Origin of the sequence: Janthinobacterium lyxosi (assembly GCF_051380665.1) — a bacterium.
Lineage (GTDB): Bacteria > Pseudomonadota > Gammaproteobacteria > Burkholderiales > Burkholderiaceae_D > Janthinobacterium.
This window is the reverse complement of record NZ_JBNYXM010000069.1, coordinates 1-4,826: the sequence shown is the minus strand read 5'-3', so window position 1 is coordinate 4,826 and position 4,826 is coordinate 1. Positions and strand designations below refer to the sequence as shown.

The following is a 4,826-nucleotide window of genomic DNA, read 5'->3' as shown; positions in this document are numbered from 1 at the left end:
GCCCAAAGCGCCCGATTACCTCACCGGCATCCCAGCCGTATTTCTCTGACACCGCAGCCATGCCCACGCCCCATTGATAGCACTTCTCTTCCGTGTATACGCCCGCCAGTTCCGGCAGCGCCATGCTCAGCACCTTGCCGAACATGAAGGGGATTTGCCCCCACGTCTGCGCCGGGTCGATGCCTGGCGGTTGCGGAGGGTCGATAAAGTCGGCGTCGGCCTGGGCCTGCGCACGCTCCTCGCCCATGGCTTCCATGGCGATGCGGTCAAGCGGGTCATTCGGGTCGAGCTTGGCCGGTTCGGCCTGGCTCTCGTTTAAGTCGGCCATGGCCTATCCTTGCGCTAAAAGTGGTTGAAGCCAGCCGCCCGGTTTTTTGACGGGCGGCACCTTGTCGGCGGCAGGCGGCGGCGCCGTCGCTGGCGCAGGCGCTGTAACGGTAACGGTATCGTCCGTTACCGTTACCGTTACAGCCCGCATGCGCCCCCGCAACTTGCCGTTGCGGAAGTCGTTCCGGGTGAAGGTCTGCGCGTTGCAGTCGCTGCAATGGATATAAGCGTGGCCGTTCTTGTCTTCCTTCACCTGGGCATCGGCAAAGTCACAGACAGGGCACGTCACATGCCCGAGGGGTGTTTTTTTCATGATGTACGCGGCCCGCTAGGCCGCGCCCGGTTATTTGCGCTTGGGCTTCGCCGCTGGCTTTTTCGCCTGGGGCTTGCTGGTGGCCGGCGCAGGCGCCGGGGCTTTTTCCTCGTTCACGATGGAACTTTTCAGGTAGTCCGCCTGCTGCTCTGGCGGCACGTAGGGATTGCGGTTCATTGCGTCACTTTCATCAGGTCCTGCCATTGCAGGTGAATTGCCAGTTTGCGAAAGAATGCTTTCGCCGGGCCTGGCAAGAAAAACCCGTACTGCCGGTACAACGCGACGGCCTCGCGCTCTAGCGCCTGGCCCTGTTCGATATTCGTCACTGGTGATCCTTTTTATATTTGCGCTGCAAGTGCAGCAGATGGGCACTCGGGGCGCCCGCTGGGCGTTTCTTGTGACGCTGGTAGAGCGCCACCTGATCGACCTTGGCGCACTGCGCGCCCGTGGCAGGGTCAAAATTCCGGCCAACATAGAAGGCCGGAACGAAATTTTTATTTTGGGGCTGGTACGGCGCCGGTGCTTTGGCTGGGCGCGTACACTTATTTACACCAGTCCGAGGAACGGCAAGGGCCACCCCTGCCCGGTCTATCGTCCAGCGGTAGCGGGTGGACTCGTAGACCGCATGCGGCTGCGCCGCCAGATACACGCCTACGGGCCTGTGCGCCTCTACCTGCTCGTAGCGGCCCTCTACGCCCTCTTCCCTTGTCGCCAGCCTGATCGTGGCGCCGCGCCCCACCGTAGGCCCGCCCATGGCCCATATGAAACGGGCGAAGTCGGCGCGCTGTGCGATGGCTGGGTTTTCGGACTCGACTTTCTGCGCGGCCTGGTAGGCTTCGCGGATAGGTTCAGGCGCATTGCGCACCGACTCCTCCGACAGGCGGCGGAACTCGCGCCACACGCCCACCGGCACGCCGCCGATCTGCTGGAACTGGCGAATGCCGTGTACCTGCGCCCAATAAGTGACGCGCTGGGATGCCGTGAATTCCTTCTTGTCGAACATATCGGGCACGATGACGTAGGTGCGGCCATCCTCAAATGCCTTGTGATCGCCCACGCCTGCGCCGTCGATGCTCTTGCAGACGTACTTGATGATGTAGCCCGCCGCCGTGCCCTTCCCCGCCTCGATCCGCACCAGCTTGACGCGGTTTTTGATGGCGCCTGGCTCGTCGCGATCCTCGCGCATGGCGTAAGCATTGATGACCGCTTCCATGGTTTCCTGATGTTCAGGCGCCACGAACAGCAGCATGTGCCAGTGCGGGCACCCGTCCGTGTGTGGCTCAGCGATGCGGAAGCCGTAGGGCTGGATGCCGCGACGGTGCAGCGCGGAACGGATGGCAGACCACACCTTGACCAGATACGCCTGCGCCGCGCGCGGCGTCGGACTGCCGAATTCCGCGTACTTCGCGTTCGTGCCGCCCACCGAGTGATATTTGCTTGGGCACGTGATCGTCCAGAACATGCCCACGTGGCGCATTTTGTCGGCCACCTCTTCAAAGCCGCGAATGCGCAGCATCAATTCGCCGCGGCGAAGCGTTTTATTGCCCATGCCCAATTCGGCCAGTTCGGCCAGGCTGTATACGTCGCCGTTTTCATTGGTGGCCGTGACGGCGGCCAGCGCCTTTTTATTGGCCTCGTTTTGCGCCGCTTGCGCCAGGCACGTTTCGCGGCTGACATATGGATCGGCGCGCACGTAGGTCAAGCCCAGCTGAATCGACGTATGTTCGAAGCGGCGCATCAGTTCCTTGCGCAGTGCGCGGCGCCACCATGCATGATCTGCTGCGCGGGCGATGTAGCCGCCTACCGTCGCCGCCACTGGCGGTTTGACGCCGCGACGGCTGCATATCGCGTCAATCCGCGCCTTGATGGCGTGCTCATCGTGCAGGCTCGAGCAAACCGAGTAGCATTCGCGTGCAGCCTGCAAGGCGGCCACCGAGATAGCTCCTGGGCCAGTCATGGCGCCATTGCTGTCGGCCAGCGGCAGACGCTGATCGTCGGCCAATACGGCATCGACCACGCGCTGACGCGGCACGTTCAAGCCACCGAACATGCGCTGCACGGCGCTGGCCATGCGCGACGGGATGCCCATATTCAGATGCATCAGATTAGCCCCAGCATCGCGGCCTTCGCCAGCAAATCACGGCGCGACAAGCTAAGGACGAGCATGTAATTTCCCGACACGTCTACCCTTGTGCGGTGCGCTGCCACACGCACGTCCCAAAATACTTCCGGGTTTTCCACTTTAAAAGGATTCCAGTGCGCGCCACTGGCCAGCATCGCCATAGCGAGTTCACCCATTTGTTTAGCGGTGATACTGCGTGCGGTTATCTTGCCGTCCATCAATGCACCTTGCCACTTGGCTCAGGCATGCGCCCGCCGTTCATGCACTTTTGCACCACTTCCAGATTGGCGCGCAGTTTGGCGACCTCGCACCAGATGCGGCCACGCTCCAGCGCATCGAACTTGCACAGCGCATCGCTGGCGCGCTCCTTCGGCATGCGCGCCGACATGACGGCCACCATGCGGGCGGCCATCGGCAAGCGCATCCAGTACGCGGCGCGCACGGCCTCGACGTCAGCAGGCGTGGCAATCGTCGCCAGCACGGCGGCAGAGCGTTCCATGCGCTGTTCGCGTGGCGTGGCGTTGATCTGCGCGCACACGACGTCCATTTCGGCAAGGAAGGCTTTTGTTTCCAGTTCCAGCGGAGTCATCTGAGGGCCAGCGACGGCGGCCACGGCCACCAGTTCATGGGCAAGGTGGCGCATTAACGTTTCCTCAGCAGTTGGGTGCGGATCAGGTGCGCGATGACGGTGCTTTGTTTTTTGCCCTTCGATGTGAGCCAGGTCATGAACTCAGCGTGAAGCGCTTCCGGTAACTGGACAGTCATTGGCACAATGCCATTACGCGCCATGTAGGCGCGCTGGCGGGCGGCAGGGTCGGCATGGAGGGCCGGACGCCCCCGCTTTTTCGTCACCGCTGGCGGTTTTATGCCAGGCAGTTCCAGCGCTTGAGTGTCGCCGGTGGCTCTCATGCCATCACTGCCAAATTCAAGGCATTCAGCACTTCGGTGCCGTCGGCAATTTCACGGCGCAGGAAGTCGATCAAGGCGGAATCTTTCGCGGCCTCAATTCTCGCCCTGTCGGCATTCAATTGCCCGACTACTGCGCCCCTGACGTACATCAGCGCATCAGCTGAAAACGTGACTGATTTGTAATTTTGTGTAACTGGCATGATCGCCTCCCAAGGCATTCTCCCCGGCAAAGGAATGTGAGCGGCCCCGCATGCCTGCGGGCTTTGCCTTGGGAGCGATGGATGAAACCGCCCAACAGGACGTAATATAGCCTTTGACATATGACACGTCAATGGCCCATTGACAGTTGCGTGTCGCAAGACTTGTGACTATGCTCTATACATCGCCACCTGGGCACAGGTGGTTTAATGCCTTGGGAGAAACATATGAACACTATGGAATACATGGGCGCCGTGAAATTGGCCCTCAGGATTGAGTCCGACTACGCCCTATCGAAAGCGCTGAATGTGACGCGCCAAACAGTGAGCCGGTACGTGCAGGGCAAGGGATATTTTGATGACGCGGTAGCCGTGAAGGTTGCCGATTTGCTGAAAATTCACCCCGGATTAGTCATTCTCGATATGCACCGCGAACGAGCCAAAACACCGGCAGAACAGACCATCTGGCAGGAGATTTACCAGGGTTTTCTCACACTGTTGCCACTCGCTAAATCGGTCGGGAGCATTGCCCTCCCCCGGTAGCAACAGTTTATTTATTTAGCATTTTTACAATTAGAATTTATATTATGTCAAATGAAAGACGGAGGCGGGATCTACTTGTAGTCTACTTCTTACATACATATAACCCTCAGTACGCCGACAGCATTTTGAGTACTCCAGCGACAGCATTGTAGGTACTCTGGGACTTCCATCTGAAAAAGATCAACTTGCTGTCGTGGCAATCTAAGGATGAAAAAGATCAACTTGTTGTCGCACAATGCCTCGAACAATCACCTATATCAGTAAGTAAGCCGACATAATTCTCTATCATTCTCTGCGAACTGAGGTACCCTGACTTTTTCGGACACTCTTGTTTGGTAAACTTCACCAACTGGAGAACTTATGAAACGCTCAACAACATACACGCCAGAGCTTCGAGAAGAAGCAGTAAAGCTGG

The 4,826-nt window shown here is 59.2% G+C and carries 9 protein-coding genes and 1 pseudogene; 1 reads left to right on the top strand and 9 read right to left on the bottom strand.

Features of this window, described 5'->3' with window-relative positions; all coding sequences use genetic code 11:
• From ACQ4WP_RS28955 to ACQ4WP_RS28915, 9 genes and pseudogenes are all read right to left on the bottom strand, one after another.
• Positions 1–328: pseudogene (locus tag ACQ4WP_RS28955) on the bottom strand (hypothetical protein); the annotation flags it as partial.
• 3 nt (positions 329–331) lie between these two features.
• Entirely contained in the window at positions 332–640 is a 309-nt protein-coding gene (locus ACQ4WP_RS28950; RefSeq protein WP_436526713.1) for a hypothetical protein, read from the bottom strand.
• Positions 641–670: 30 nt separating this feature from the next.
• Positions 671–817, bottom strand: coding sequence for a hypothetical protein (locus tag ACQ4WP_RS28945; protein ID WP_314606056.1), 147 nt, complete (start codon positions 815–817; stop codon positions 671–673).
• Positions 814–966 (bottom strand): hypothetical protein, encoded by a 153-nt coding sequence (locus ACQ4WP_RS28940; protein WP_436526711.1) that lies wholly within the window; start codon positions 964–966, stop codon positions 814–816. The genes ACQ4WP_RS28945 and ACQ4WP_RS28940 overlap by 4 nt, the downstream gene beginning before the upstream one ends.
• Entirely contained in the window at positions 963–2,741 is a 1,779-nt protein-coding gene (locus ACQ4WP_RS28935; protein WP_436526709.1) for a replication endonuclease, read from the bottom strand. The genes ACQ4WP_RS28940 and ACQ4WP_RS28935 overlap by 4 nt, the downstream gene beginning before the upstream one ends.
• Entirely contained in the window at positions 2,741–2,980 is a 240-nt protein-coding gene (locus tag ACQ4WP_RS28930) for a hypothetical protein (RefSeq protein WP_436526707.1), read from the bottom strand. The genes ACQ4WP_RS28935 and ACQ4WP_RS28930 overlap by 1 nt, the downstream gene beginning before the upstream one ends.
• Entirely contained in the window at positions 2,980–3,405 is a 426-nt protein-coding gene (locus tag ACQ4WP_RS28925) for a hypothetical protein (RefSeq protein WP_436526705.1), read from the bottom strand. Before ACQ4WP_RS28925 ends, ACQ4WP_RS28930 begins: the two co-directional genes overlap by 1 nt.
• On the bottom strand, positions 3,405–3,671 hold the full coding sequence (locus tag ACQ4WP_RS28920) for a hypothetical protein (protein WP_436526704.1): 267 nt from the start codon (positions 3,669–3,671) through the stop codon (positions 3,405–3,407). The genes ACQ4WP_RS28925 and ACQ4WP_RS28920 overlap by 1 nt, the downstream gene beginning before the upstream one ends.
• Complete coding sequence (locus tag ACQ4WP_RS28915; protein ID WP_436526702.1) at positions 3,668–3,871, bottom strand: hypothetical protein; 204 nt, start codon at positions 3,869–3,871, stop codon at positions 3,668–3,670. Before ACQ4WP_RS28915 ends, ACQ4WP_RS28920 begins: the two co-directional genes overlap by 4 nt.
• A gap of 225 nt (positions 3,872–4,096) precedes the next feature.
• Here ACQ4WP_RS28915 and ACQ4WP_RS28910 point away from each other — a divergent pair, with 225 nt between their 5' ends.
• Entirely contained in the window at positions 4,097–4,411 is a 315-nt protein-coding gene (locus ACQ4WP_RS28910; RefSeq protein WP_436526700.1) for a DUF3693 domain-containing protein, read from the top strand.
• Positions 4,412–4,826: the final 415 nt, after the last annotated feature.